Origin of the sequence: Maribacter algicola, from assembly GCF_003933245.1 — a bacterium.
GTDB lineage: Bacteria > Bacteroidota > Bacteroidia > Flavobacteriales > Flavobacteriaceae > Maribacter > Maribacter algicola.
Genome location: NZ_QUSX01000002.1, coordinates 448,443 through 473,405, shown reverse-complemented (window position 1 = coordinate 473,405; position 24,963 = coordinate 448,443). Strand labels below are relative to the sequence as shown.

The 24,963-nt window shown below is 41.4% G+C and carries 21 protein-coding genes; 8 read left to right on the top strand and 13 right to left on the bottom strand.

Features of this window, described 5'->3' with window-relative positions; translation table 11 throughout:
* Positions 1-394: 394 nt before the first annotated feature.
* The 6 genes from DZC72_RS11320 to DZC72_RS11295 are packed head-to-tail and all read right to left on the bottom strand — an operon-like array spanning position 395 to position 10,143.
* Positions 395-1,612, bottom strand: a complete 1,218-nt coding sequence (locus DZC72_RS11320; RefSeq protein ID WP_125223042.1) for a YaiO family outer membrane beta-barrel protein — start codon at positions 1,610-1,612, stop codon at positions 395-397.
* Positions 1,609-3,993, bottom strand: a complete 2,385-nt coding sequence (locus DZC72_RS11315) for a sulfatase-like hydrolase/transferase (RefSeq protein ID WP_125223041.1) — start codon at positions 3,991-3,993, stop codon at positions 1,609-1,611. Before DZC72_RS11315 ends, DZC72_RS11320 begins: the two co-directional genes overlap by 4 nt.
* 2 nt (positions 3,994-3,995) lie before the next feature.
* A complete protein-coding gene (locus tag DZC72_RS11310; RefSeq protein ID WP_125223040.1) occupies positions 3,996-5,426 on the bottom strand; it encodes a glycosyltransferase family 2 protein in 1,431 nt (476 codons plus the stop codon).
* Positions 5,419-7,962: a HEAT repeat domain-containing protein gene (locus tag DZC72_RS11305; protein WP_125223039.1), complete on the bottom strand. Its 2,544-nt coding sequence runs from the start codon at positions 7,960-7,962 to the stop codon at positions 5,419-5,421. Before DZC72_RS11305 ends, DZC72_RS11310 begins: the two co-directional genes overlap by 8 nt.
* Before the next feature lie 40 nt (positions 7,963-8,002).
* Positions 8,003-8,368, bottom strand: a complete 366-nt coding sequence (locus tag DZC72_RS11300; protein WP_125223038.1) for a response regulator transcription factor — start codon at positions 8,366-8,368, stop codon at positions 8,003-8,005.
* Positions 8,368-10,143, bottom strand: a complete 1,776-nt coding sequence (locus tag DZC72_RS11295) for a response regulator (RefSeq protein ID WP_125223037.1) — start codon at positions 10,141-10,143, stop codon at positions 8,368-8,370. Before DZC72_RS11295 ends, DZC72_RS11300 begins: the two co-directional genes overlap by 1 nt.
* Positions 10,144-10,284: 141 nt before the next feature.
* On the opposite strand from DZC72_RS11295, the gene DZC72_RS11290 reads away from it, so the two are divergent.
* Positions 10,285-11,568: a dipeptidase gene (locus tag DZC72_RS11290; RefSeq protein WP_125223036.1), complete on the top strand. Its 1,284-nt coding sequence runs from the start codon at positions 10,285-10,287 to the stop codon at positions 11,566-11,568.
* Positions 11,569-11,572: 4 nt separating this feature from the next.
* On the opposite strand, the gene DZC72_RS11285 is transcribed toward DZC72_RS11290, so the two are convergent.
* A complete protein-coding gene (locus DZC72_RS11285) occupies positions 11,573-11,974 on the bottom strand; it encodes an acyl-CoA thioesterase (RefSeq protein WP_099544960.1) in 402 nt (133 codons plus the stop codon).
* Between the two features lie 382 nt (positions 11,975-12,356).
* Here DZC72_RS11285 and DZC72_RS11280 point away from each other — a divergent pair, with 382 nt between their 5' ends.
* Positions 12,357-12,764, top strand: coding sequence for a glyoxalase (locus tag DZC72_RS11280; protein ID WP_125223035.1), 408 nt, complete (start codon positions 12,357-12,359; stop codon positions 12,762-12,764).
* Here DZC72_RS11280 and DZC72_RS11275 read toward each other — a convergent pair.
* Positions 12,756-13,436: a DUF2461 domain-containing protein gene (locus DZC72_RS11275; RefSeq protein WP_125223034.1), complete on the bottom strand. Its 681-nt coding sequence runs from the start codon at positions 13,434-13,436 to the stop codon at positions 12,756-12,758. The genes DZC72_RS11280 and DZC72_RS11275 overlap by 9 nt on opposite strands.
* Positions 13,437-13,529: 93 nt before the next feature.
* On the opposite strand from DZC72_RS11275, the gene epsC reads away from it, so the two are divergent.
* Both epsC and cysM read left to right on the top strand, forming a co-directional pair.
* Positions 13,530-14,321: a serine O-acetyltransferase EpsC gene (gene epsC, locus DZC72_RS11270; RefSeq protein WP_099544967.1), complete on the top strand. Its 792-nt coding sequence runs from the start codon at positions 13,530-13,532 to the stop codon at positions 14,319-14,321.
* Positions 14,314-15,198 (top strand): cysteine synthase CysM, encoded by an 885-nt coding sequence (cysM, locus tag DZC72_RS11265; RefSeq protein WP_125223033.1) that lies wholly within the window; start codon positions 14,314-14,316, stop codon positions 15,196-15,198. Before epsC ends, cysM begins: the two co-directional genes overlap by 8 nt.
* Before the next feature lie 12 nt (positions 15,199-15,210).
* Here cysM and corA read toward each other — a convergent pair whose 3' ends face one another.
* On the bottom strand, positions 15,211-16,302 hold the full coding sequence (gene corA / locus DZC72_RS11260) for a magnesium/cobalt transporter CorA (RefSeq protein ID WP_125223032.1): 1,092 nt from the start codon (positions 16,300-16,302) through the stop codon (positions 15,211-15,213).
* Positions 16,303-16,344: 42 nt separating this feature from the next.
* On the bottom strand, positions 16,345-17,130 hold the full coding sequence (truA, locus tag DZC72_RS11255; protein WP_125223031.1) for a tRNA pseudouridine(38-40) synthase TruA: 786 nt from the start codon (positions 17,128-17,130) through the stop codon (positions 16,345-16,347).
* 88 nt (positions 17,131-17,218) lie between these two features.
* On the opposite strand from truA, the gene DZC72_RS11250 reads away from it, so the two are divergent.
* Positions 17,219-17,656: a hypothetical protein gene (locus tag DZC72_RS11250; RefSeq protein ID WP_125223030.1), complete on the top strand. Its 438-nt coding sequence runs from the start codon at positions 17,219-17,221 to the stop codon at positions 17,654-17,656.
* Positions 17,657-17,793: 137 nt separating this feature from the next.
* Positions 17,794-18,282, top strand: coding sequence for a hypothetical protein (locus DZC72_RS11245; RefSeq protein WP_125223029.1), 489 nt, complete (start codon positions 17,794-17,796; stop codon positions 18,280-18,282).
* 56 nt (positions 18,283-18,338) lie between these two features.
* Here the strand turns inward: DZC72_RS11245 and DZC72_RS11240 are convergent, their stop codons facing one another.
* From DZC72_RS11240 to DZC72_RS18035, 3 genes are all read right to left on the bottom strand, one after another.
* Positions 18,339-19,808, bottom strand: a complete 1,470-nt coding sequence (locus DZC72_RS11240; RefSeq protein WP_125223028.1) for a MoxR family ATPase — start codon at positions 19,806-19,808, stop codon at positions 18,339-18,341.
* Positions 19,809-19,967: 159 nt separating this feature from the next.
* Complete coding sequence (locus DZC72_RS11235; RefSeq protein ID WP_125223027.1) at positions 19,968-21,128, bottom strand: vWA domain-containing protein; 1,161 nt, start codon at positions 21,126-21,128, stop codon at positions 19,968-19,970.
* A 40-nt stretch (positions 21,129-21,168) separates the two neighbouring features.
* A complete protein-coding gene (locus DZC72_RS18035; protein WP_262707264.1) occupies positions 21,169-21,291 on the bottom strand; it encodes a hypothetical protein in 123 nt (40 codons plus the stop codon).
* Positions 21,292-21,445: 154 nt separating this feature from the next.
* On the opposite strand from DZC72_RS18035, the gene DZC72_RS11225 reads away from it, so the two are divergent.
* Both DZC72_RS11225 and DZC72_RS11220 read left to right on the top strand, forming a co-directional pair.
* Positions 21,446-22,261, top strand: coding sequence for a DUF1853 family protein (locus DZC72_RS11225; RefSeq protein ID WP_125223026.1), 816 nt, complete (start codon positions 21,446-21,448; stop codon positions 22,259-22,261).
* Positions 22,262-22,624: 363 nt separating this feature from the next.
* Positions 22,625-24,841 carry an Ig-like domain-containing protein gene (locus DZC72_RS11220; protein ID WP_125223025.1) on the top strand — a complete coding sequence of 739 codons (2,217 nt, stop codon included), beginning with the start codon at positions 22,625-22,627 and terminating at the stop codon, positions 24,839-24,841.
* The last annotated feature ends 122 nt before the right edge of the window (positions 24,842-24,963 follow it).

The following is a 24,963-nucleotide window of genomic DNA, read 5'->3' as shown; positions in this document are numbered from 1 at the left end:
CAATAAAATTATGATAGGACGCGTTGTCGTTGCCTTGATTTGCCATACTGTTTAATTTTAAGGTTAAGGGGCTTTCAATTACATATAATCCAATTCCGCTAATTCATTTAGGCTAAGAATTTCATTTAGTTCCTGAAGAAAAACCAAGTATTCTTCACCGTAGGTATCGTAAAGCATGTTTGGGGATTTTTAGGTTTATAATTTCGATTTGGTTACTCTTTAAGTATGGTCTAAAAGTAGCTGCTACTTGCTTTTTTGACAATTAATTGTGGTAAACCCGTCCATTTATGTTGTAAAAAATACAGTTATTATAGGTCTGATGTTTTTATGTTGTCGCAAACCCCCATTCTACTTGGGCTGGAACACATTCCGTTCGTCGATTATTTATAATGGTTCAACGGAATTTCACCTGATATGCGATTCCTGCGGTAACCGATACAAAGAAACTTCCGGAGCTAAAGGCCAATTCTTGTCGGTTTACCCCCAGATTGGCCTTGTATTGATTATTACCCTTTTTATTGGTAAACTGATATTCCAATCGTAGCCTTTGTGATTCCAGATACAACAAGGTTTCCGCCAATAACTGTCCGTTGACGATGAATTGGTTCAATTCCGTATCGAAGCCATATACTAGGTTTACGCCCCAATAATTGTTTCCATCCTTCAAGTATTTACGAACCAACAGATTTCCGGAAATACCAAGGCCCTTTCTGGCGTCCGGCACCATATAAGGTCTAAGGACGGCATAATAATTCCCCCGATACAGTCCAAAGGTTCCCGTAAGGATAGTGGCGGCATCCTGTTCAAAAACCAAATGCCGGAAACCCAAAGAAGCTTCCATGGCCTTAGGCAACTCTTTTACCAACTCCCCTCCCATTCTGTGTTTCGGAAAAATAGGGTCCCCGGAATATCCATAGTTCAAATAGCCACTCAAGGATTTTGAAAATCTAGGATAGGCATCCACTTCTGCCTGTACTCCATTGATGTTAAATCTACGATTATAATTAAGCCTTGGTATAAGAACCCCCCATTTCGTCTTTTTTTGATATTCCAAGCCGCCGTAGTACATTGGGTCCAATTCCCTGTCAAAGACCTCGGCTTCTGTATAGACAGTGAAAGCTTGGGTACTTTCATCTTCCAGTTTTGTGTCCTTTAGCCTATTCTGTAAAAGTTGTTGGTCCTCTATTTGTTGCACGATGTCCTGGTTGAGTACTGCCAGTTCTTGGTTTTCTGGCAAATACATCAAGGCTTTGTTTGCCAGGCCCAAGGCGATAAGGTAGTTTTTGGCATACTGTTCGTTCTTTATGGAACCGATCCAAGCCTCTGAATTTTTTCGTTCCTTACTAGTAACCCTGTTGAATTCCAATCTGGCAGCATCGTATTCTTCATCCCAACTGTAGGTTTTTGCCAACAAGTTTCGAACATCCGTATAATCCGGATATTTGTCAAGGATCCTTTTTAGGGTATCCCTAGCCGATGCCCTATTGCCCGCAAAGGCCAAATCCCTGGCCTTAAAGAAGGACGCATCCGGATCGCCGGAATAGCTGGTTTCCTGCCCTATGGAATGAAGGGTAATCAATACTAGAAATATTAGAAGAAGCCTTTTTATCATTTTCTTTTAGAAACTTGTTCTACGGTTTTTTGCTGCATGGTCTGGGCTCCTTCCTCTTCTTCCTTATTGACGATCAGTGCAATGGACCTTTTGAATTTTTCGTCCAAAATTTTATCCTGTACTCCATTTTTCCGCGATAATCGTTGAATTTCATATGTACCGCCATTTTGCCCGGACCAGAAATAAGCATCCATTAGCGCACAATAGGCATCCCCGTACTTGGGATACTTTTTAATAACCCGGTTCAGTATTTCTATGGCCTTATCATAGTCCCCTTTCCATGCATGTATTCTTCCAACAAGAATTTCAGTATCCGCGTGCCTGGGAATTTCGCTCAGAATATATTCACACAACAAAAGCGCCCTACCATAATCCTTTTGGAACGCCAAGTGCTTTGCGTTTGAATAGGCATTGTCAAAATCCTTTCCGTTAAAAACACTTTCAATCCAAATCATTTCCTCCTTTGAAAATTTGGGCTTTCTATCTTCGATCAGCGACAATGATCGTGGTATTATCCTATTCTTTGTGGTCACATAGCGATTGATGGATTTAAAGTTTTCAAACTTTTGTTCGATGGCTTCCACAACGGTCGTATTCCCATCCTTCAATTCCCTTAGGATTAAATTTTGGTCCAATTGGTAGATATCGCCATCGGAATAGAAAAAATCGTCCACGATGAAATCATGCATTTTATAGGCACTCCTCAATAAAGGTATCTGTCTATCGCCCTTCTTGGCGAACTGTTTCACCAGATCGTCTCCTAGGAAACCCAATTGACCCGGAACCTTAATGGGTCTATTTGCAGAAAGTAAAGCGAGCAGGCTGGGCGCTATATCTGCATGGGAAGCCACTTTTTCCATCTCGCCGGGGGATTTCAATAAGGGACTGAAAATCAATAAAGGAACCCGATATTTGGCCAAAGGGTTATCCTGTGAAATTTCAGAAAGCTGGTGGCTTCCCGTTATTATATAGATGGTATTGGAAAAATGTGAAGACGAACGCTCCATTTCCATGAATTCAGCCAAAACTTCATCGGCATATACAAAACTGGAAAATAATGCTTCATTGCGTCTTACAAATCTTTGGGCCGAACCATTCAAATTGGATTTTTCCGCTATTTGGACTACCCTATCCCTGTATTTGTCAATATTGGGTATGTGGAAGGGGGCTTTGGTGCTCAAGGTCATAAATACATCGAGCTTTGGTCCATGGAACTTCTTTGCATTTTTTTGGAAATTGGAAAACAAGGCCCCATCAGGGTATCCTAGGGTAATACCTGCCGCGTCCTCCTCTTGTAGCCTGAATTCATTTCCGAAGTTGTTTCGGTCAAAAATCAGGTCCACTTTTTCCTCTTCCAAAAACCGATCCATATTGAACAATGCAGTATTTCCCCCATAACTAAAACTTGTTGCATAGCCATTGTCCTTTAAAACACTGTACAAGGTGTTTCTAAATGTGAAATCTGGAAGCGTCGTAAATCCGGATTCCCCAAAGGGTAAAGAACCAATGACCGTTGGAAAGGAGGCATGACTTTCACCTGTATTGCTCAAAAAATTCCTCCAGCTCAAAGACCGTAATTTCAATCCCTGTAAATGAGGCATAAAATCCGTGAAGCATCCGTTTACGAAATCATTTCCCAAACCGTCTATCAGAATAATCTTAATATGTGGTAAGGAATCCATCGTTCGAAAATAGGCGGAGAGTCCTGTTTCCTTTTTAAATGGCCTTAACAACGGATATTCCTCCGCACCTTCGTAACTTTCCCATTGCAGGAGGCGCTCGGTCAGGTGTTCTGCCAAATACTGGGTCTTGTTTTCGTTGACCGGCTTTTTATCCGAATATAAGGTGGCAAGGAAAATACTGAAAAACACTATTGTAAGCGGATACATTCTACTGATAACCGTATACAGGGAGGCAATGTATTTGTAACAAATAAAACAGACGCCCCCCGTAATGAGGGATGCCATGGAAGCCTGCAATAGGGAAAAGCGTATTTCCTTAGTGCTGAACAATCCAAAAATATCCGAACCCAACGGTTCAAAATTCTGAATGTAATAGGTAATGAGAACGGCCTCCAGTACCAACAAAATGGGTATGGTAATTTTAACGGTCCTAAGACCAAGGCCCGGTCTTTTGTTCTCCAAGAGATTGAAAACGAAGGCCAAAAAAAGCGAAATGACCGAAGCAAACCCCAAATGGTGCAATAAGTACAGGAAGAAACTACTATTGAAAATACTGTCCAATACACCCATGGAATATAGCATGGTGTTTTGATAGATGGAAAGAACGGCCAAACCAACAAAGAAGGTAAGTACCACAGGAATAAAATCCCGCAGTTTACGCTCCTTGCTTTCGATATGTTCTTCCCTGTATTCCAACATGGTCAACTAGCTTTTGCAAATCCTTTTCGGACCTGAGATCCCCAACCCGACTTAATCTTGAACAATTTTTTATAATTACCCCGTACCGCAGACCATACCACCAATGGATGAAAGGTTACGGGTTCTACGATAGCACAAAACATCAAAATGAGGATGTCCTTTGTTTTCTTATACTCATTATAGGAATACACGTCCCATAGTATGGCGTAAAACGAAAACATAATTGAAAAAACGTAAACGGCCGCAGTAATGGCCAAAAAGAAATCCCAATTCAAAATGCCCAACCAATAAAAAAGGATAATGGTAAAAAAGCCGAAAAACTCCAGCAGCGGGGCCATCCATTCGTAAAAGAACCAATAGGGGTAACTGAGCATGCCCAACCTACCAAACTTAGGATTGAAGAACATGTCTTTATGCTTGAAAAGGGTCTCGAGGTTTCCCCTCGCCCATCTGTCTCTCTGATTGATCAGAATTTTTGGGTCCTCCGGCACTTCGGTCCAACATAAGGGGTCCGGGATATATTCCACCGTGTAAGGTATTTTGCGCTCATGCATATAGCGACGCATCTTAAATACGATTTCCATATCCTCTCCAACGGTATTGGTATCATACCCCCCTACTTCCAACGCGATTTCACGGTCAAAAAAACCAAAGGCCCCGGAGATGATCAACAAGCTGTCTATACGGCCCCATGCCATTCTACCTAAAATGAAGGAGCGCGTGTATTCCAACAATTGAAAACGGGCAAGCCAGTTGGTGGGCAAGCGAATTTCCTCCAATTGTCCCCCTTGGATGATACAGGAATTTGCCACACGGATAACACCGCCAACCGCAATTACCTGTTTTTCGGACCGTTGATAGAAAGACTTCACTACATGCAAAAGCGCATCCGGCAATAACAGACAGTCCACATCGATGCAGCCCACATATTGATTGGTGGAAAGGGCCATCCCCGTGTTCAATGCATCTGATTTTCCGCCGTTCTCCTTATCAATGACCGTTAATTTGGAAAAGGCCTTATGGGGGGATTTATAGATACCCCTAATAGGCTTGTTCTTCCAATCCGGGTCTATTTCCTGGTCAATTTTATAGAGATCGTAAGCCTCGATCATTTTTTGCAAGGTATCGTCCTTACTTCCATCGTTGACCACCATGACTTCGTAGTTTACATACCGCAAGGACATAAGCGAGCGTATATTTTCCACAATGGTAAGTCCTTCATTGTAAGCGGGCGCAATGATGGTAATGCTGGGGGCCAAGGGAGAGGCCATCAGCTTGGACATGTCCCCAAAACTATTTTTGTTCCTATAGTGAATAGAGTTTCTGGTGGACAAATAGCCCATGATGGAAAACATGGAGAACAGGACCACCGTAAACACGAAGAAAACGATGTTTATATACTCCATCAATATGTCCAGAAACCCGTTAGCCATTCTTTTTGTTATAAAATTTGGTGGACATAGTGCAAAGATGATCGAAGAGGGTATTCCTATCCCCGGGATTTGAAGGTCCTTTGTATTTTCTTTCCTCCGTTTTTTCTGTCGTCCCCGTTGGTTCAAAGTTCAATTTGAAGAAATCTGGGTCGTCCTTTTTTATGATTTCTTCAATGGAAATGGAAGCATTGTCATTGTGACTACCCAATGCCAAAGCAGCTTCCTCCAACCGGTTCTGTAGTGCATGAAGAACCTTTAGCGCGGTCTCCCTTATAAGCTTGTTTTTATCAGAAACAAGGGTATGGAGTAAAGGCAGTTCCTTGGCATCCCCCAATTGTGCAATTTCATTCAATAAAAATAATCTTGTCTCCAAATCACCTTTGTAAATCAATTCCTCAAAAACACTGTATTCCTTTTCGGGTTCTAAATTATTTGGTACATCCTGCTTTTTGTAAACGGTAACAAAATGGTCCAAAACACTTCCAATTCTCTCTAAAACAGCAGGGGAACTTTCGGTTTCCATTAAGGATTTCAGAAATGGAATTTCCCTTTCATCGCCCAGTTCCTCTATATTTTCGAGAAGTGCCATTGTCTCCAATTCCTTATGGAATTTTGGTTTGGGGATTATTGCGTCAAGGGATACCCTATTTTCGTTGAATTCCTGCTCCTCAAATTCCCCCTTTTGGTCCCCTGTTTGCTCTTGGAACAGAAGTTCGAAATCCACGGGCCAGTCTATATAATCCAATACTGCATCCTTTTGCCCCTCTACATGTTCCATGCTTTTTACTTCCGATAGGTTCAAATCCGAAAAATCGAGCAAATCCACTGGAAACGCTTCGGAGGTCGTAGCATCTTCCGGAGCAATTACCTCCTCATATTCAACATGTAGGGATAGGATGTCTACAGGCTTCTCCTTTTGAACGGCCACGACCGGCTCATATTCCACATCCAGCGTTGCGATATCCACGGTTCTTTCTTCCTCCATGGCCAACACCTCTTCAAATACCACAGGTATCGTTGCAATATTTCTTATTGGTTCCTTCTGGGGCTCTACAACGAATGGCAAAAAACTGTAATCAAAGTCCACCGGGGTTCTTTTAGGTTTCAATTCCTCAAAGATTACCTCTATTTCCGGTAAGGTCTTCCCATAGCCTTTGGTGGAGGTTGGCAACGTTTCTGTTTCCGGGTCGATTATCAATGGTAAAAATGCAATCTCTTCGTCGGTCAATTCCAAAGCATTGTTGGAATCCACGATATCGACTCCATCCAGTTCAATCGCTTCCTTCCAAGGCTCCAAACTTTGCTTTTCCAACGGATCTGCATCGGCCTCGAAAAATACACCCAATGCTGTATCTATCAATTCCTGATTGGGCTCCGAAGCGTTCATATTGGATTCCTGGTTATCCTTTTCTTCTTGGGATGCCTCCGTCACATCGGTTTTAACAACCTCTAGAGTGTTTTCCTCCGATGCTTTTGCCGGTTTCAGTTTGTCGGCTCCGCTTTCAATGTCCTTGGTTGGAAGAATAGCTTCCGGTTTTATGGTATTTATAGCCCTAACGGCCTTGTTCTTCACCATGAAACTATAGTTTTCTCCTTCTATATTTTCCAAAAATGAAAGGTCGGCCTCACTTCCAATTTCAGCTATGGCATCCAGAATATGCATCCGTATATCAGTACTATTTTTATCAAAAACCGATTTCAAAACGGGCAGTGCCTCTGTAATATTGAATTCCTTGATGCAGTGAATGGCCTCTCGCTTGATATAATTACTTTTATGGTTTACCAAAGTAATCAAGGAACTGTTGGCGTCATTTTGGTTGTAATGTTTTATAAGCCTTAGGGCAAAAAGCACTACATGGTTGTTTTTTGAGGTCAACCAAAGCCTAAATGGCGGCGCAATATAATCCTCCTGGTTTCTAACCACATCCAGAAGCTTCAATTGTTGCCATTCGGATATTTTGTATTTGGTATGGTCCAAAAAGAAAGTGATACCTTCTCTTTTAAGGCTTACCACCGCTATTTCGGCTTGTTTTCTTACCGTAGGACGCCTGTCATTGATAAAACGGGTAATGGGCTTGTAGGCCTCCTCCACGTGCATTTGGGTCAACTCGAAAATTCCCTTGGATATGATTTCCCAACGCCAACTTTTTAAATTTTTAAAGGCATCTTCATGTAATCCCAAATCCTGATAAATATGGAATAATTCCTTTCGCGTAGATCCGGAAACATCTTTTCGTAAATCCATCAGGATTTCAGTAAGTACCTTGCGGTCGAAGGCATGTTTGATCAGCTCCCGTACTTCAATTTTTAGCCCTATATAGTTTATCTTCTCGATCTTGTCCCCATTTTCGTCATAGAACAAAAACTCACTGACTATAGGCGAAAGTTCCTTTTTCTTCTCCCTTATTTTTTGGGCTTCCCTCGTAATCTTGTTCCTAAAGTAGAACACGGATATTAGGTATACCACGGCCAGCCCTATAAAAAAAGAGGACAAACCCCACAACAAATCCGTTGGGATTTTGGGGCTTGAAATCAAGGTCGTTATTTTATAGTTCTGGGGGACTATGACTATAGATTTATGTTTTTTTTAGTTCACGTGCCAACCGGACCATTAATTCCGATGGACTAAAGGGCTTCGAGATAAAATCGTTCGCACCTAATTCAAAGGCACTTAATACATTTTCTTCATTACCTGCAGAGGAAATAATGATTATTGGCGTATCCAGGGAAAGGTCCTTTCGTACATAATTGATCAATTCGATTCCAGAAAAATAGGGCATCATAATATCGCTCACGATGATATCGGGTCTATTGGTTTTTAAATACTCCTTAACCTCCTTGCCGTTGGAGGTATGGTGTACGCTATACCCACCCTTTTTAAGCCTAAACCCTAAAAGGGACGCCAGTAAATCATCGTCATCCGCCAATAATACGTTCATCATCAGTCTTCCTTTTGCGTTTTTAGTATGGAAAGGGATGTATCGATCTCCTTTTCATACTTAGGATACCGTATAAGGAATTCATCGAAGAGGGCACGAAGCTTTATTTCGTTGCCTTCCTCACTATACGTCTGCATATCCATCACAATACTCACCAGATTTTCCAGTTGCAGCATTTTGATACCTGCCTTTAATTTATGGGCCGCAAAGCCTATTTCCTTGAGGTTGTTCTGTTTGATATTGATTTTTACCGTACCTATAAACTCATATACATTTTGTTTGAACAAACGTATGAGTTCTTCCAGAACGCTGATTTCGCCACAACAATCTTCCAAAACTCCTAATAGGTCGACTGCGGCAGAAGCCTTTCCTGTAATTACGCTCCTACGCAACAGGTCCTTACTATTTTTTGAAAGAGCGGTTTGGTTTATGGCCTTTAAAAGCTTTTTCAGCAATTCGTCCAAGGTATAGGGTTTCAATAAAAAGTCATTGATACCGGAAGCAATGCATTTCTCTTCATCCGTCGCGGTATAATCCGCGCTTACGGCAATGATGGGCACTTGTTCCATATGCGCATCTCCTCTTATGATTTCGGTTATTTGAAAACCGTTTAGTCCGGGCATTTTCAGGTCCATCAAGATCAAATCGATTTGCTGGGTCCTCAATATCCCCAAACCGTTGTCCACATTGGAGGTTACGTAAACCCTGCAACCCCACTTGTCCAATTGTTCCTTGATTAGGTGCTGGTTCAAGGGATTGTCCTCGAAAACCAAAATTTTGGTACCGTTAAGCACTTCTTTTCCCTTAACGGCCGTAACCTTTCCGGAAGATTTTAGGGGAATGTTCTTGGAATTTCCCTTTCTATATGGGATGGTGAACTTGAAGGTTGATCCTTTACCCAAAAAGCTTTCTACGGATATTTCACCTCCCTGCCTTTCCACTAATTCCTTTACAATACAAAGTCCAAGGCCCGTGCCACCATATTTTTGATAAATATTCCCATTGGCCTGTTTAAAGCATTTGAATACATCACCAAGCTGCTCTTTGGACATGCCAATGCCAGAATCCTCCACTGAAAATTGCAGCTTGAAATCCTCTTGGTCCTGTTCCAAAAGAGTAATCCCTAACCGAATGAATCCCTTCTCCACAAATTTTATGGCGTTCCCCATTAGGTTTAGAAGTATTTGGGACAATCTTGAAGGGTCTCCCACCAAAATCCCTGGAACTTTAGCGTCTATTTTCAATTGCAAATCCACGTTCCGATCCACCAACAAGGTCTGGCACAGAAAAATAACATCGTTTATCAAGGCATGTAAATTGAAATCGACAGACATAAAATCCTCCATGCCCGAAGAGAGCTTTGAATATTCCAAAACTTCATTGATTATCTCCATTAAGTTCTGTGAGGCCATATATATGGCGTCTACTTTTTTGGATTGGCTTTCGTTGAGGCCGTCCTCTCGCAAGAGATTGGTGAAACCTATGATTCCGTTCAATGGAGTTCGTATTTCGTGGCTGATATGCGCAATGAACTTGTTATCCTTAGCGTGGGCCTCCGCTGCATTACCTTCCCCCTTAGAGTTATTGTTTTTTTTAATGATGGGAATGGGATCATTTGGATTTTGGATTTTTTCCTCCAATAGGTGAGAAAATGCCTTAAAGGAACTCTTCAACGAAGCGGCCTCATTTGCATTTAGCGATTCAAATGAAAAGCTGGAAAGGCTTGATTCCAAATGTTTTAATTGATTCAGTAAGTTTTCTGTTTGTACACCGTCCATGAATGGGTCGTAGATTTTAGGTCTTTCTTAGTTTTCAGAATCTAAAATTGACCCTTTCATGCCCTAACCACAATTAAATGTTTCCTAGGCTTCCTTTTTTGTTGTGAATGGCCTTTATTTGTAGGTATAAAATCTTACAAAATGAAGCGATACATTTATATTCTGGGCGTTTTGGCCGTAATGGCCTGTAAAGAGGAAAAACCAATGGCGGTGGAATCATTGGAAGAAAAAGCCATGAGAATCCATGAAAATGTCATTACGCTGGATACGCATGATGATATCAATGTGGCGAACTTTACGGACAGTATAAACTATACCCAACGCCTTAACACACAGATAAATCTGCCCAAAATGGAGGAAGGCGGCCTGGATGTTGCATGGTTGATCGTTTACACGGGCCAAGATACCTTAACGGCGGAAGGATATACCAAAGGAAAGGAGAACGCGATGGCCAAATTTGATGCCATCCATAGACTTTGCGAAGAGATAGCACCTGATAAAATAAATCTGGCACTGACATCTGAAGATGTAAGGCGTATCCATGCCGAAGGAAAAAAAGTGGCCATGATCGGGGTTGAGAATGCCTATCCCATGGGAGAGGATTTAACGGAATTTGAACGCTATCATGAACTTGGGGCCAGATACGTTTCATTGGCCCATAATGGACATAGTCAATTCAGCGATTCCAACACGGGCGAAGCTGATTCCATTTGGTTACATAATGGTTTAAGTGAATTAGGTAAAAGGGCTGTAAAAGAGATGAATAGACTTGGAATAATGGTGGACGTTTCCCATCCGTCCAAAGAAGCAATGAAGCAAATGATCGCCTTGTCCAAGGCCCCGATAATCGCATCCCATTCCTCGGCAAGGGCACTCTGCGATCACAGTCGAAATCTGGATGATGAACAGTTGATGCTGATGAAGGAAAACGGCGGGGTGGTGCAAACCGTTGCTTTCAGTTCCTATCTAAATACCGAAAAGCACGAGGCCCGGGCCGCTTATATGAAAGAAGTGTACGAGCAGATTGCCGACTCCCTAGGTATTGAATGGTACGAACGTTCTCAATTTAGAAGCCTTACGGACGAGCAAAGGGCCGTGTTTATGGAGAATTACCCCAAGGTCACCCAAATGGGACAAGAACTGGTCAAAAGTAGGAAGGATGCCCCTGAAGCTGTCAATGTTGCGGACTTTGTGGACCATATCGATTACATGGTGAAATTGATAGGTATAGACCACGTGGGTATTAGCTCCGATTTTGACGGCGGTGGCGGAATTGATGGGTGGTCCGATGCTTCGGAAACCTTCAATGTTACCTTGGAACTTGTAAAACGTGGATACACCGAAGAAGAAATCGCCAAACTCTGGAGCGGAAATCTCCTACGGGTACTGGACCAAGTACAGGCTGTCGCCAAGACCATGTCCTAATTTTTTAGGAAGTCTCCGAAGCTGCCAATCGGTCCTTAACGAATTCGATCTTTGTTTTACCATGAGGGGCGGGTTTTCCATCATCCCCAAGGTTTACCATGATTATATTGTCCACGGTGACAATGGTCTCGTGGTTCATCTTATTACGAACTTCACAGTTCAAGGTTAGCGAAGTTTTGCCAAACTTTACGACCTGTACGCCAATCTCAACGATGTCGCCCTGTTTGGCGGCGCTCATGAAATTGATTTCAGACATATATTTGGTGACTATCTTACTGTTTTCCAGTTGTATAATACTATATAGGGCGGCTTCCTCATCAATCCAGGCCAATACTTTTCCACCAAACAACGTTCCGTTGGAATTCAGGTCTTCCGGCTTTACCAATTTTCTAGTATGGAATCTCATATCGTATTGTTTTATAGGTCAAAATTATAACGAAAAAACAAAGAGATTATGACCCTAAACCATATTTAACAGAACGATTTATGAAGGTGTAAAATGTTGTGCCGCCGTTCTAAGTAATCATCAAAAAACCAGGTCGGATTTTAGCATAATCGCTGTTTTAAGCGCCATGCCATTACTTATTTTAACATACTATTGGCCTTGACCCTATTCCATAAGGCAATTTATCAGTACTTATACCGATTATAGGCAAATATGGGGCCTAGGTATTCTAAAGTTTTAAAAATCAACATTTAAAAGTATTGTTTATAACCCCGTTAAAAACTAATACCCCAACTTAAGTGCATGCAGACTTTAATCGCTACCTTTATAAAAACCGCACAAAATGAACGACAGGTCCCAAAAGTTGCTTCAGATTCGTCCCGAAATTCCTTCAGCAAAAATTCTCCCGAATATGAGCGATGAGGAACGTTTTCAAAACGAAACGTTACGCCCGGTAATCAAACTACAAAACGGTTTGTTGCTGGCTTCCTTTCAAAATTATATCGTGAAAGGCAAGAATTCCTTCTATACTCTAAGTTTGGAGAACAGGTTGAACTATGTAATCAATGCCATCCAAAAGGATATCAAATTCCGGAATTCTTTAAAAGGAATGATTATCGGTCAGTTTACCTTGGAGGAATACGAAGCCTATATCAAAAACTCATCGGCCCTGAACAAAAGAATGATGAATATGGTCATCAAAAGGCTTCAAGACCAGATCCAATATTTTGAGGACAAGGTACTAGTCTAACAAGGATTCCCCATTTAAATCGGTCGTCAGGATGTTGCTCATCAAATCAAAAAATGGACGGATGGCCATAAAGGATTCGTTGATGGTATCCAGAAAATTGGGCGAGAGTACCTCCTGATCGGTAAACTTTCTCATGAATATATACTGTTTCCTTCTGATAAGGTCTATGTTAGGATCTTCCTTGTCAAAACCCTTTGGCGCTGTTTTTAGCTCCTCGCCTTCCAGATTTCCCCATATTTTTTGAAAGTCGTGATTTTCCATTATGCTCCTGAATTCAATGGCATCTACCTCGAACTCTTTTCGTATCCTATGCAAATCCTCCTTTTCAGGATTCCAAAACCCCGTGGCTATAAAGCTGCCCTCCGGTTGGATATGCACATAATAACCGCCCCTTCTTTCGGCGCCCATTCTGGTATAAGAGGCTGAGAAATTGAACTTATACGGTGTTTTGTCCTTTGAAAACCGGATATCCCTATAAATCCTGAACATCTTCATCCGCTCTATTTTGTCGTGCGTGTTCAGTTTTTCCATAACCTCCTGAAAAAACTTTTTGACCCCTACCTGTTGCTCTTTGAATCGCTTTTTGTTATCCTCGAACCAATCCCTATTGTTGTTCTTCTTCAGCTGGTTCAAAAAATCGAGGGTATTTTTAGTAATTACGGTTTGTGACATACGACTACAGTATTGTGATTTTAAGCTAAAGTTAACCATTTGCTGGAAAGACCTTTTGAATTAATGGTTAATTTTGAAAGATAAACCAAGTTGATGAGCCACCCATCCATCGTTGAGAAGATAAACCTTCATAAGAAGCAGCCCAATTTACGTTTTCGTCTGAAAAAGGATACCGAAACCTTTACGGACCTGCTGTTCTACACCTTGTTCGACATAGAAACCCCTGTATCGGAAAATTTGGACAAACTTGAGGCCCAATTCGATAATCTGGTCGATTTGGCCTGTTGGGAATGTCAAAAACCGTGCAAAAAAATTTGGGGCAATTACGTACAAAAGCTCCCGGCCATTCTAGAGAAATTGAATCTTGATGCGGAAGCCACCGTAAATTGTGATCCCGCTTCCCTATCCATTGAGGAGGTCTATATGGCCTACCCTGGCTTTTATGCGATTGCCATTTATAGGCTCGCCCATGAGCTATATACCATTGGTTTTCCCTTGGTACCCCGATTAATGACGGAATATGCCCATCGCCAAACCGGTGTGGATATCAATCCAGGGGCCCAAATTGGGGATTCCTTCCATATAGACCATGGTACGGGCGTCGTCATTGGTGAAACGGCCATTATCAAGAACCACGTAAAAATCTATCAGGGTGTGACCTTGGGCGGACTGTACGTTGCCAAACACTTGCAGCAGACCAAAAGACATCCCACCATTGAAGACAATGTGACCATCTATGCCAATGCCACCATTTTAGGGGGAAATACCGTTATAGGGGCCAATAGCATTATTGGCGGGAATGCCTGGTTAACGGCTTCTGTACCTCCCAATAGCACGGTGTACCATTCGCCTGAAATAAAAATAAAAACCCAGACCGATGTCTAATTCCATTATTGACCTTATAGGAAATACCCCGTTGGTGGAATCCCGGGTATTGAATACCAATCCCAACGTAAAACTGTACTTTAAAATGGAAGGCCATAATCCAGGTGGTAGCGTAAAGGACAGAGCGGCGTACAATATGATTAAAAGCGGACTGGATAGCGGCACCCTAAAACCTACGGATAAACTTATTGAAGCCACCAGTGGAAACACGGGCATTGCCCTGGCCATGATCGCAGGGGTATATGGGTTGGATATTGAACTGGTCATGCCCGAAAATTCCACCAAGGAACGCGTACAGACCATGCGCGCTTATGGGGCCAAAGTCACCCTCACTCCTTCCGATGTGGGTATTGAGGGTGCCCGTGATTATGCCGAAAACAAAGTAAAGGAAGAAGGATTCGTCATGATCAACCAATTTGCCAACGATGACAATTGGAAGGCGCATTACAAAACCACCGGACCCGAAATTTGGAAGGACACCCAAGGGAAAGTCACCCACTTTGTTTCTGCCATGGGCACTACGGGCACGATTATGGGAACTTCAACCTTCCTAAAAGAAAGGAACAAGGATGTTCAGATTGTAGGGGTACAACCTACGGACAATTCAAAAATCCCGGGAATACGCAAATGGCCCAAGGAATATTTGCCCAAAATATTCGATGCCTCCAAAGTGGATACGGTGATGGAAGTCAGTGAGGCCGAAGCGGTGGAAATGGCAAAACGATTGGCCAAGGAAGAGGGCATTTTTTCCGGTATGAGTTCTGGAGGGGCGGCTACGGTGGCACTTCGTTTGGCCGAGCAATTGGAAAACGGTGTTATCGTGTCCATCGTGTGCGATCGGGGAGACCGCTATCTTTCCTCGGATCTGTTCGATTGATCGGAAAATCCGCTACAGCCAATCCTTTCGTTTGAAATAGACCATCATCCCGATGAAAAGCAGGACCATCACGGCCCAAACTACATAATACCCATATTTATATTGGAGTTCCGGCATATGTTCGAAATTCATACCATAGATGCCCGCAATAAAGGTCAGTGGAATGAAAATGGACGCCATAATGGTCAAAACCTTCATCACCTCGTTCATTTTATTGCTCATGTTACTCATGTACATTTCCATAAGGCTCATACTCATCTCCCTGTAGATCTGTAGTGTTTCGTTTATTTCCAGGGAGTGGTCCAAAGCGTCCCGTAGAAATAATTTGGTATCGTGTTTGATCAGGGGGCTTTCAGAATCGATGAGCCTGCTCACCAACTCCTTTACGGGGAAGATCCAGCGTCGTATTTTCAATACCTCTTTCTTTAACAGTTGTATCTGGTGGGCCACCTCCGGTTTTGGGTCGGCATAGACTTCATCCTCCAAGAGTTCAATACGGTGATTAATTTGCTCCAGAACCAAAAAATAATTGTCGATAATGGCATCCAAGAGTGCGAAGAACAAATAATCTGCACCTCGACTCCGTATACGTCCGGATTTTGAGTTTATTCTATTCCGCACCCCGTTGAAAACATCATCCTTGACTTCCTGAAACACCAGCACGGAGTTCGCCATAAGCACCATGGCCATGTGTTCCGGAACAATTTCATCGTTTTCGTTCAAATAGAGCATTTTAAAAACCCCAAAAATATAACCATCATATTCGTCGATTTTTGCACGTTGGTCCGTATCCACGGCATCCTCCAAAAGGAGGTTGTTCAAGGCGAAACCCTGCCCCAATTCCTCTATAAAACGTACATCCGTAATGCCAATAACATTGATCCAAGATGTTCGTGGGTCCTTTTGATATTGGAGGATATCTTCCAATCGTTTATGTTCCTTGGTCTCTACCTCTTCTGAATCGTAGGTGGTAACGAATACGAGACTTTCCGACTTCTCCTTGGTACCCAGATAACTGACCGTTCCCGGGGCGGCACCTACTTTTTCCCGAACACGCGATACCTTTTTCTTTCTTTTGGGCAATCCAATTTTTCTTTTCACCATACCGGAAATTTGTTTAAATATAGTCAAAAGCCCTAAGTCGTATCAATCGAATTTTACCTCGTTCAATAAGAGTCCTGAGCCAGGGGCTACGGTAGTCAATCTTAATTTTATATCGGGATTTAGGGAATCCAGAATGTCCTGCTTCCCAAGTTCGCCCTTTCCCAATTGGATCAAGGCGCCCATGATCATTCTAATTTGGTAGCGCATAAACCCTTGTCCCCTAACCACAAGTTTATAACTCTCATTGGGAAAAAAAGAACCGTATATTAGGTCGTTTTCCAAAATTTCACAATAGTCTACGGTTCGTATAACCTGTGTATTGGGTTTTAATCGGGCTGTGTACGTAGAAAAGTCGTGCGTACCCACAAAATAAGCTGCGACCTCCTTCATCAATGAAATGTTAAGGTTTTCAATGACATTGTAAAGAAAAGGCGCACAAAAGGGATGGTTCTTTTCCCCGTAGGAAAATAAGTATACGTATTCCTTGGATTTGCTGTTTTTGATGATATTGAAATCCTTGGAAACGGATTTTATATCCGATGCACGAATATCCGGTGGAAGGTTTCTATTAAAGATAGGTAAAAAGGTTTCGAAATTGGGCAAGGGCGTATCGTCCAAAAACAATTCAAAAACGCCATCCAAGGCGGAAACCTTGGAATCGGTACGTCCGGAACCCAAAATTTTGAACTTGGCATCCGGAAGTACGTGTTTGAATGTTTTTTCCAACATGCCTTCAACAGTCTTTCGGCCAGGCTGTTTTTGCCATCCGCTGTATCTAAATCCTAAATATTGGATGCGTATTAGGTAATAGTAACGGGTTCTTTTCATTTTTGGAGAATGGGTCTAAAATAAGAAGGATCGTTCATTGCTAACAACTTTTTTGTAATTTAAACACAACTAATCAAAACCAATAATTATGACAACTGAAACTAAAATAAAACCACCTACCTGGTTTTGGATCGTAAGCGTTTTGGCCCTATTATGGAATTTGGCCGGAGCGATGGCCTATATTGGACAGGCCTTTATGTCCGATGAAGTACTTGCCACTATGAGCGAAGCGGAGCGAAATCTCTATGAAAACCAACCCGCATGGGTTACTGCAGCCTTTGCGATCGCCGTTTGGGGCGGTACCATTGCATGTATTTTCCTCCTTCTACGGAAAAAATGGGCCAAGCCGTTATTCGTTATTTCCTTGCTTGGGCTTTTGGGACAAATGACCTATAACTTTTTTATGAGCGATACTTTTGAAGTCTATGGGCCAAATGCGATGATAATGCCCATTATGATCTTGGTCATCGCCATAGCCCTAATTGTATTCTCCAACAAGGCCATAGCTAAAAAATGGATTTCATAAAGTTTTGAAAATGTAAATATTAAAGTTTAAATTTTTCTTTTAAAAGAAGAACGTACCGTTCATCGAGTTTTTAGAATAAACCAAAGTTGTATCCGTTTTATAAGGAATCAATCATATTCAAAACCGAAAGATCAAATATGCTCAGTACCATAAAAAGGGTTTTTTCTTGGAAGCTTACGCTACTTTTATCCTTGATCAGTATCGTTCTACTCAATGTGTTCAGTTTTTACGGACTTTACACGAACAAGTTCTACTTTTTTAAGGTGGACAATTATATTTTCCCAATCCTTTCCTTGGTACATCTCGTTTTTTTATACGTGATGTGGTTTAAAATTAAGGAAAGGGAGTTGAGCGATGTTCCCATGCGAAATTTGGAATACGTACTTTACATCATCAGCCTGGTCTACCTATTTAAAATTATTGAGACTTTAATTACGCTGTTATCCTATAGTGATTATGAAAACCATTTGATTCCGGTGACCTTTCTTCCCATTGGAATCTTAATGTTTGTACTATATACAATGTTGTTCGGCATGACGTTCCTTACCTATAGTTATCGCAAGCAATTGGTGGGCACGTATATATTTGATGACAGAAACCAGCATATAGACACTTGGAACTCTTAGGAAATAATCATAACCATTCAAACTAAAAATCCCTTCCAATACCGGAAGGGATTTTTTTATATGTCCTTAAGAAAACTGCTGTACAGATCTTTGAACTGGTAGCCTTCCGAGAACCGATGCTTGTTGAGTTTTTTATGAGATACCAAACCCCATAACAAAAGTTCCTTTAAAAAATAAACATCCTCCTTTGGGTAGTCTGGCTGATGGGTTTTCACCACTTGATTCAGTGGCGGAATGCCGTCCAAGGCCCTTTTGTATTCTTCATCCGTAAAATCATCTATCAGTTCAAAGCCTTCCCCCTGAAAAAACCAATGTAAAAGCTCGTCATAGGGCGTCTCCTCATCCTTGCGCTGTAGTTTATTAATCTTGGGGAAATACTCTGGAAAAAGGGACTTGACCGCTTCATCAATCAGGATTTCGGCCACCACATCAGCGCCTTCCTGCTCACCTTCGTAAACCAATTCTATTTTTCCAGTAATTGCAGGAATCACTCCAAGAAAATCGCTCAACCGCACAGTGGTGCTTTCCGCACCTGTCAATAAGGCCCTTCGTTCGGCAGTACTCAACAAATTTTCAAAAGCGGTAATGCTCGTACGGGCACTGACACCGCTCTTGGCATCTACATACTCACTGTTCCTAGCCTCAAAACTGATCTGCTCCAATAAATCCTTGGCCAAGTCTGGAACATATACCGCCTCGGATTGTCTTTGGTCTAAATTGGCCTCTTGCTCGGTAATTTTTCGGGCGGTTTCAATATCGTAGGGATAGTGCGTCAGGATTTGGGAACCGATACGGTCCTTTAACGGTGTCACGATACTTCCCCGATTGGTATAATCCTCAGGATTTGCCGTAAACACGAACTGGATGTCCAAGGGCAATCTGAGTTTAAATCCCCTTATCTGTATATCGCCCTCCTCCAAAATATTGAACAGGGAAACCTGGATGCGCGCCTGTAAATCGGGCAACTCATTAATCACGAAAATACATCGATTGGCCCTGGGTATCATCCCGAAATGGATGACCCTATCATCCGCATAGGAAAGTTTTAGGTTCGCAGCCTTTATTGGGTCTACATCCCCAATCAAATCGGCCACGGTAACATCTGGTGTGGCCAATTTCTCATAAAACCGCTCACTTTTGGGTAACCAAGCAATTGGGGTGTCATCCCCTTTCTCGGCAATCAGTTCTTTTGCGTAGCGGGACATGGGCGCCATGGGATCGTCATTGATTTCCGAACCCTCCACCACGGGAATGTAATCGTCCAACAAATTTACCATCAAACGGGCCAATCGGGTTTTTGCCTGTCCGCGAAGTCCCAAGAGGTTGATATTGTGACGGGAAAGAATCGCCCGTTCCAGTTCCGGAATTACGGAATCCTCATAACCCCAAACCCCTGTAAAGGTTTCCGCTCCCGACTTTATATGCTCTCTCAGGTTGTCTCTAAGTTCGTCCTTTATCCTTTTGGATTGATATCCTGCCTTTTTTAAGGCACCCAATGTTTTAATTTCCTTATAATTCAAGCTCATATTTCTTTTTGTTCTTTTTTCGTTGTTGGTTGTTGGTTGTTAGAGGTCGCTTCTCGCTAAACGCTCTACCCCATACACATAATTGTTAATTGGTCACTAATTACAGTACACTGAAAACTGACCACTTATAACTTTTCACCTTTAACTCTTAACTTTTAACTAACGCAACTTTTTCCTTCGGTTCGACTCATAATCCTCAAATATCATTTCACCCAGTCCCTTTAATCCCGTAAAGAAGGCTTTGCCCTTGTTCGCTTCGGTAAAGTGACGGATAAACTGCATCAGATAAGGGTCTTGCGCAATCATGAACGTGGTAATGGGGATATGGAGTTTGCGGGCCTGCCGGGCCATATTGTAACATTTTTCCACAATATAGTCGTCCAAGCCCACACTGTTTTTATAATAGGTTCCATCGGGCATGCGCAGGCAGCTGGGCTTCCCATCGGTAATCATAAAAATCTGCTTGTTCGTGTTCCGCTTTCGGCGAAGCATATCCATGGCCAACTGCAATCCTGCCACCGTATTGGTGTGGTAGGGCCCGACTTTCAAATAGGGCAAATCCTTTATAGGTATGGGCCAAGCATCGTTCCCGAAGACCAAAATATCCAAGGTATCCTTGGGATATCGAGTGGTGATTAGTTCCGATAGTGCCATGGCCACCTTTTTGGCGGGGGTAATGCGGTCTTCGCCATAGAGAATCATACTGTGACTGATGTCTATCATCAAAATAGTACTCATCTGGGCCTTGTATTGGGTGTCCTCTACGACCAGATCTTCCTCGCTTAGGTTAAAACTACCTATACCGTGGTTCACTTGGGCGTTTTTAAGACTCTCGGTCATGGAAATATGTTCCAGACCGTCGCCATAACGGTATTCCCTAAAATCACCGGTATGTTCATCTCCCTGTCCGGATTTGCCCGTTTTGTGATTTCCCGCCCCGCTACGTTTTAGTTTCCCAAAAATTTGGTCCAATGCGCGCTGACGAATAATGCGCTCCATTTTGGCCGTAATGGAGATATTTCCACCGCCGGAGCCTTCGCCATCCTCGCCATCTTCCCCCATTTCACCACCACCGTCCTCAAATTCTTCCCGAATGTATCCTTTCGCCTTAAGATCTTCTATAAAGTCTTCGATCGTATAGTTTTCGTCCGTAAGTTCATATTCCTTGTCCAATTCCCGCAGCCAATCGATGGCCTCGTCAAAATCGCCCGAAGTATGGGTAATGAGTTCCTGAAAAATATCAAAAAGTTTGTCGAAAGGAGATTGTTCCGGTGCTTCATAGGGCACAAAACGGAATCCTTTTCTTGTATTCATAGCCATACTATAAAATTAACATATTTGGACGTGATGTGAATGCTTTTTAGGAAATGTTAACGATTGTTGGTAATTCGTTGTTCCCTTCGGCTCCGCTCAGGGCAAGCGTTGTTGGTTGATGGTTGTTGGTTGTTGGTTGTTGGTTGTTGGTAAAATCTACATTTTTCACTTTTAATTTTTCGCTTTTCGTTTATAGCTGTTCGTTGTTGGTTGTTCGTTGTTGGAATTTGTGATTTAGTATTTGAGTATTAACTATTAACTTGAAACAAGAAACCTGAAACCTGAAACTCCTAACTTTGAACTCTTAACTCTGAACTAAAAAAGTGTCCTCCCATTTAAACAGACAAATCGCCGGATTCCTGCAAACCCCATCCTTGTGGACCAAGACGCAATTCGGTATTCGCCAATTTGAATTTCCTCAAATCGATTTGACCCACTTCACCCCCACTCCCATTCCCCAAAAGATACGGTTAGGACATCAAATGGAGCATGTGTGCAAACAATTATTGGAAGCCTCCCCAGCCTATGAAGTCTTATTATACAATGAACCTGTACGGCAAGGAAAACAGACTTTAGGGGAAATCGATTATATCCTTCGGGAAACGGCTACGGGACAGATCATCCATTTGGAGCTGACCTATAAATTCTATATCATCGACCCCCAAATATCCGAACGCATCCACCAATTGATGGGCCCCAACCGACGGGACATGTTCTTTACCAAAATGGAGAAAATAAAGAACGAGCAGTTTACCCTGTTGCATAGTCCGGCGGGAAAAAAAACATTGGCCGAAAAAGGCATCCCAAACGAAAACATCCAGCACCAAGCCTGTTACAAGGCCCAATTGTTCGAGCCTTGTCAAAGCAAGGCAATCAATATCCGACCCTTAAATCCACATTGTATTGTAGGCTATTGGTTACGTTTGGCGGATTTGCAATCAGAGGCCTTTAAAAACTATCAATTCTATATACCCTATAAAACGGAATGGGTGGTGGCGCCTAGTGATGGTGTGGCCTGGATGTCCCAGTACGAAACCCTTTTGGAAGTGAATATGCGTCTGCTCAAACAAAACGCCCCCATGCTTTGGGTCAAAAAAGGGACTGACACGATTGACAAATGCTTTGTGGCCTGGTGGTAGGGTTTTTCTGATGCTATTGTTGATAACTCTAAATAACACAGGGATTCCCTGTATTTTTCCAATGGTTGGAAAGAAGTATCTTGTTACGCACAAAATAGAAATAAACGTACCAAGGTACGTTTATACAATTGTTGTACTTAATGCTGAAAAGAAAATATTATTCACATAATGTTTTTGTGAATAATCATAAGAATTCCAAGTGCTATTTCCAAAAGCATATACTCTATTGATAAAGGGTATTGAGTTGCCTATTTTCTTTTTTAAAATAAAAAGGCCTGTATCTCGTTTTTAAAGCAATAGTTTGAAATCAAATCAACTTACGAACCAATTACAACAGCTGAAAACCAAACCTATTATTTTTTCATGAAAAAATCAATTCTAGCACTTTTAACGATTACTTTTATCTTTACATATTCGTGTTCAAAAGAATCGTCAAACCCTACTGCTGAACCAGATGTAACGGCGCCAACCTTCAATTTTTCAATTGCCGGTTTCAACAATAATTCATCTGCTATTCCAATTGTTGTAAGCAATCAAATAGAAATCAATATTAACGCCCAAGATGCAGGCGGTATTTCCAAAGTAGAAGCTTTTATAGACGACGAAAAAGTGGGTGAAGACACTAGTGCGCCATATTCCATAATCGTAGATGTTTCTTCTTTAGCTTCTAAAACAGGTAAAACAAATACATTTAAAGATTATATTTTGAAGGTAGTTGTTACGGATAAATCCGGTAATTCAGAATCAAAGAACACAATTATCAATGTAGACAACGAGAAACCAACGATAACTGGGGTTAACCTATCCGCTGGAGCAGTAATTAATGGAGACACCAATACTGTAACTTTTGATGTAATGGATAATCAAGAATTGACTTCCGTAAAGGCTTTTTTAAACAATGAGCTGTTGATTGACCTACCACTTGATAATTTATCAATTAACATTAATACCAATAACCTTACTGATGGCGAAAACGTTTTAAAAATAGAGGCTTTAGACTCCGGCGAAAATCTCGGTACATTCGAAGTAGCCTTTATTTCTGATAACACTGGACCTGAAATAACAATTGAATCATTGGTTGAAAATCAAATAATAGATAGCCTTATAACAATTAGCCCAAATGTAAATGATTTATATTCTGAGGTAGATTCTTTGAAAGTGTTTTTAGGAGATTCTATCATAGTTTCTTTAGCAAATCAGACAGACTATAGCTTTGACTTCGACCCTAACTTATTCGGAACAGGTGCCAATTCAATAAAGATTATAGCTACAGATAGTTTAGATAATATGTCCGAATTAATTATTCCAATCGAAATATATCGAAGGTTAATTACTTTGAATTTCCCTTCTAATTTTTACGACCCACAATTGGCAAGAATTTACGTTTTTGCTTCCGATGCAGAAGGCAATCTACTTGACAGTAAAAGAGTTATGCAAGATACCGATAAGATAACACTGCGAACTATAGAAGAGATTAGCCCTAATTCGGAATTTATGCTCACCATAGGTGAATATAGCACAGGTGCATTTGGTAATTCAAGTGAATTTACAACACTTCAAAATTTAACCCCATCCACTTTAGGAGAAATCAATTTTAAAACTTATCCGCGATTTGACTACAGCCCTACGAATCCGATAAAGTTTCCAGCTCAAGGTTTCGATTCTCAAGATATTATTTCATTGAATTCTGAAGGTTTTGGATATGGGGGTAGTTTCTATAGCGAAACAGAAGAGTTTAGCATAGATAGAAGGAGAAGTACGACAAGCGCCGTAAATTCTGAGTTCATTTATGTTCCTCAAGTTAATTTGACTTTGAATGAATATAGTTATTATGTTGCTGATTGGGATATACCGTCGGATTTTGTTTTCACGCCACAGCTATTTACAAATCAGAATGTAGAAAAAAGATTCTATCAACCCATTCTAGGCAATGGAGATACGTTTGAATCATCATCTTACTGGATTGCGGGTTATTTTAGCAATGATGATTTTCAAAACAATATTTACCACCGTATTGACGGACATGGATATGGTTATCAGGGATTAGAGGGAATACCTTATTATTTCAATTCTATTTTTACTAATTATAAGTACAATGTTAGAATTAATGACTATTACACAGAACGAACCGGGGAGCTTGCACCGTCATTTCATACTTTAGATTGGTCAATAGATTATTCTTATTCAAATAACGAAATTGAAGTAATTAAAAATGGATTGGACCATACTGTTGGAAAGGTTTTTATTAATAGTGACCCATATGTGGTTATAGGAGGACTAAATATAAGTTATCGTTGGAGCCTGGTTTTTGATAGTCAAAAGACAGAAAACATCAAACTTCCAAAAATTCCTGAAGAAATAAAAACATGGGGATTTTATGAATTGTATGAACAGGGGAATATGGAGGTACAACAGGTTGAGATAAAACGCTATGAAAATATAAACTCATATGACGAATACCTATATAAGGTTATCAAAGATAATCGTCACTCATATTTAGTGTCACCAGTAATGGAATCTAAATTCAAATCAACTGTACCGGGATATTACCAAAAAGCACCTCATTTTTTATTGGATTAAGTAGGTAATAAATTCATACCGGAGAGGATTATTAAAAGGAATTGCCAACTAAATTTGATATCTGGAGAATTCTGTTCGTACTTGTTTTACTAGGAGACCAACTGTCCAGAAAGCACTAAGTA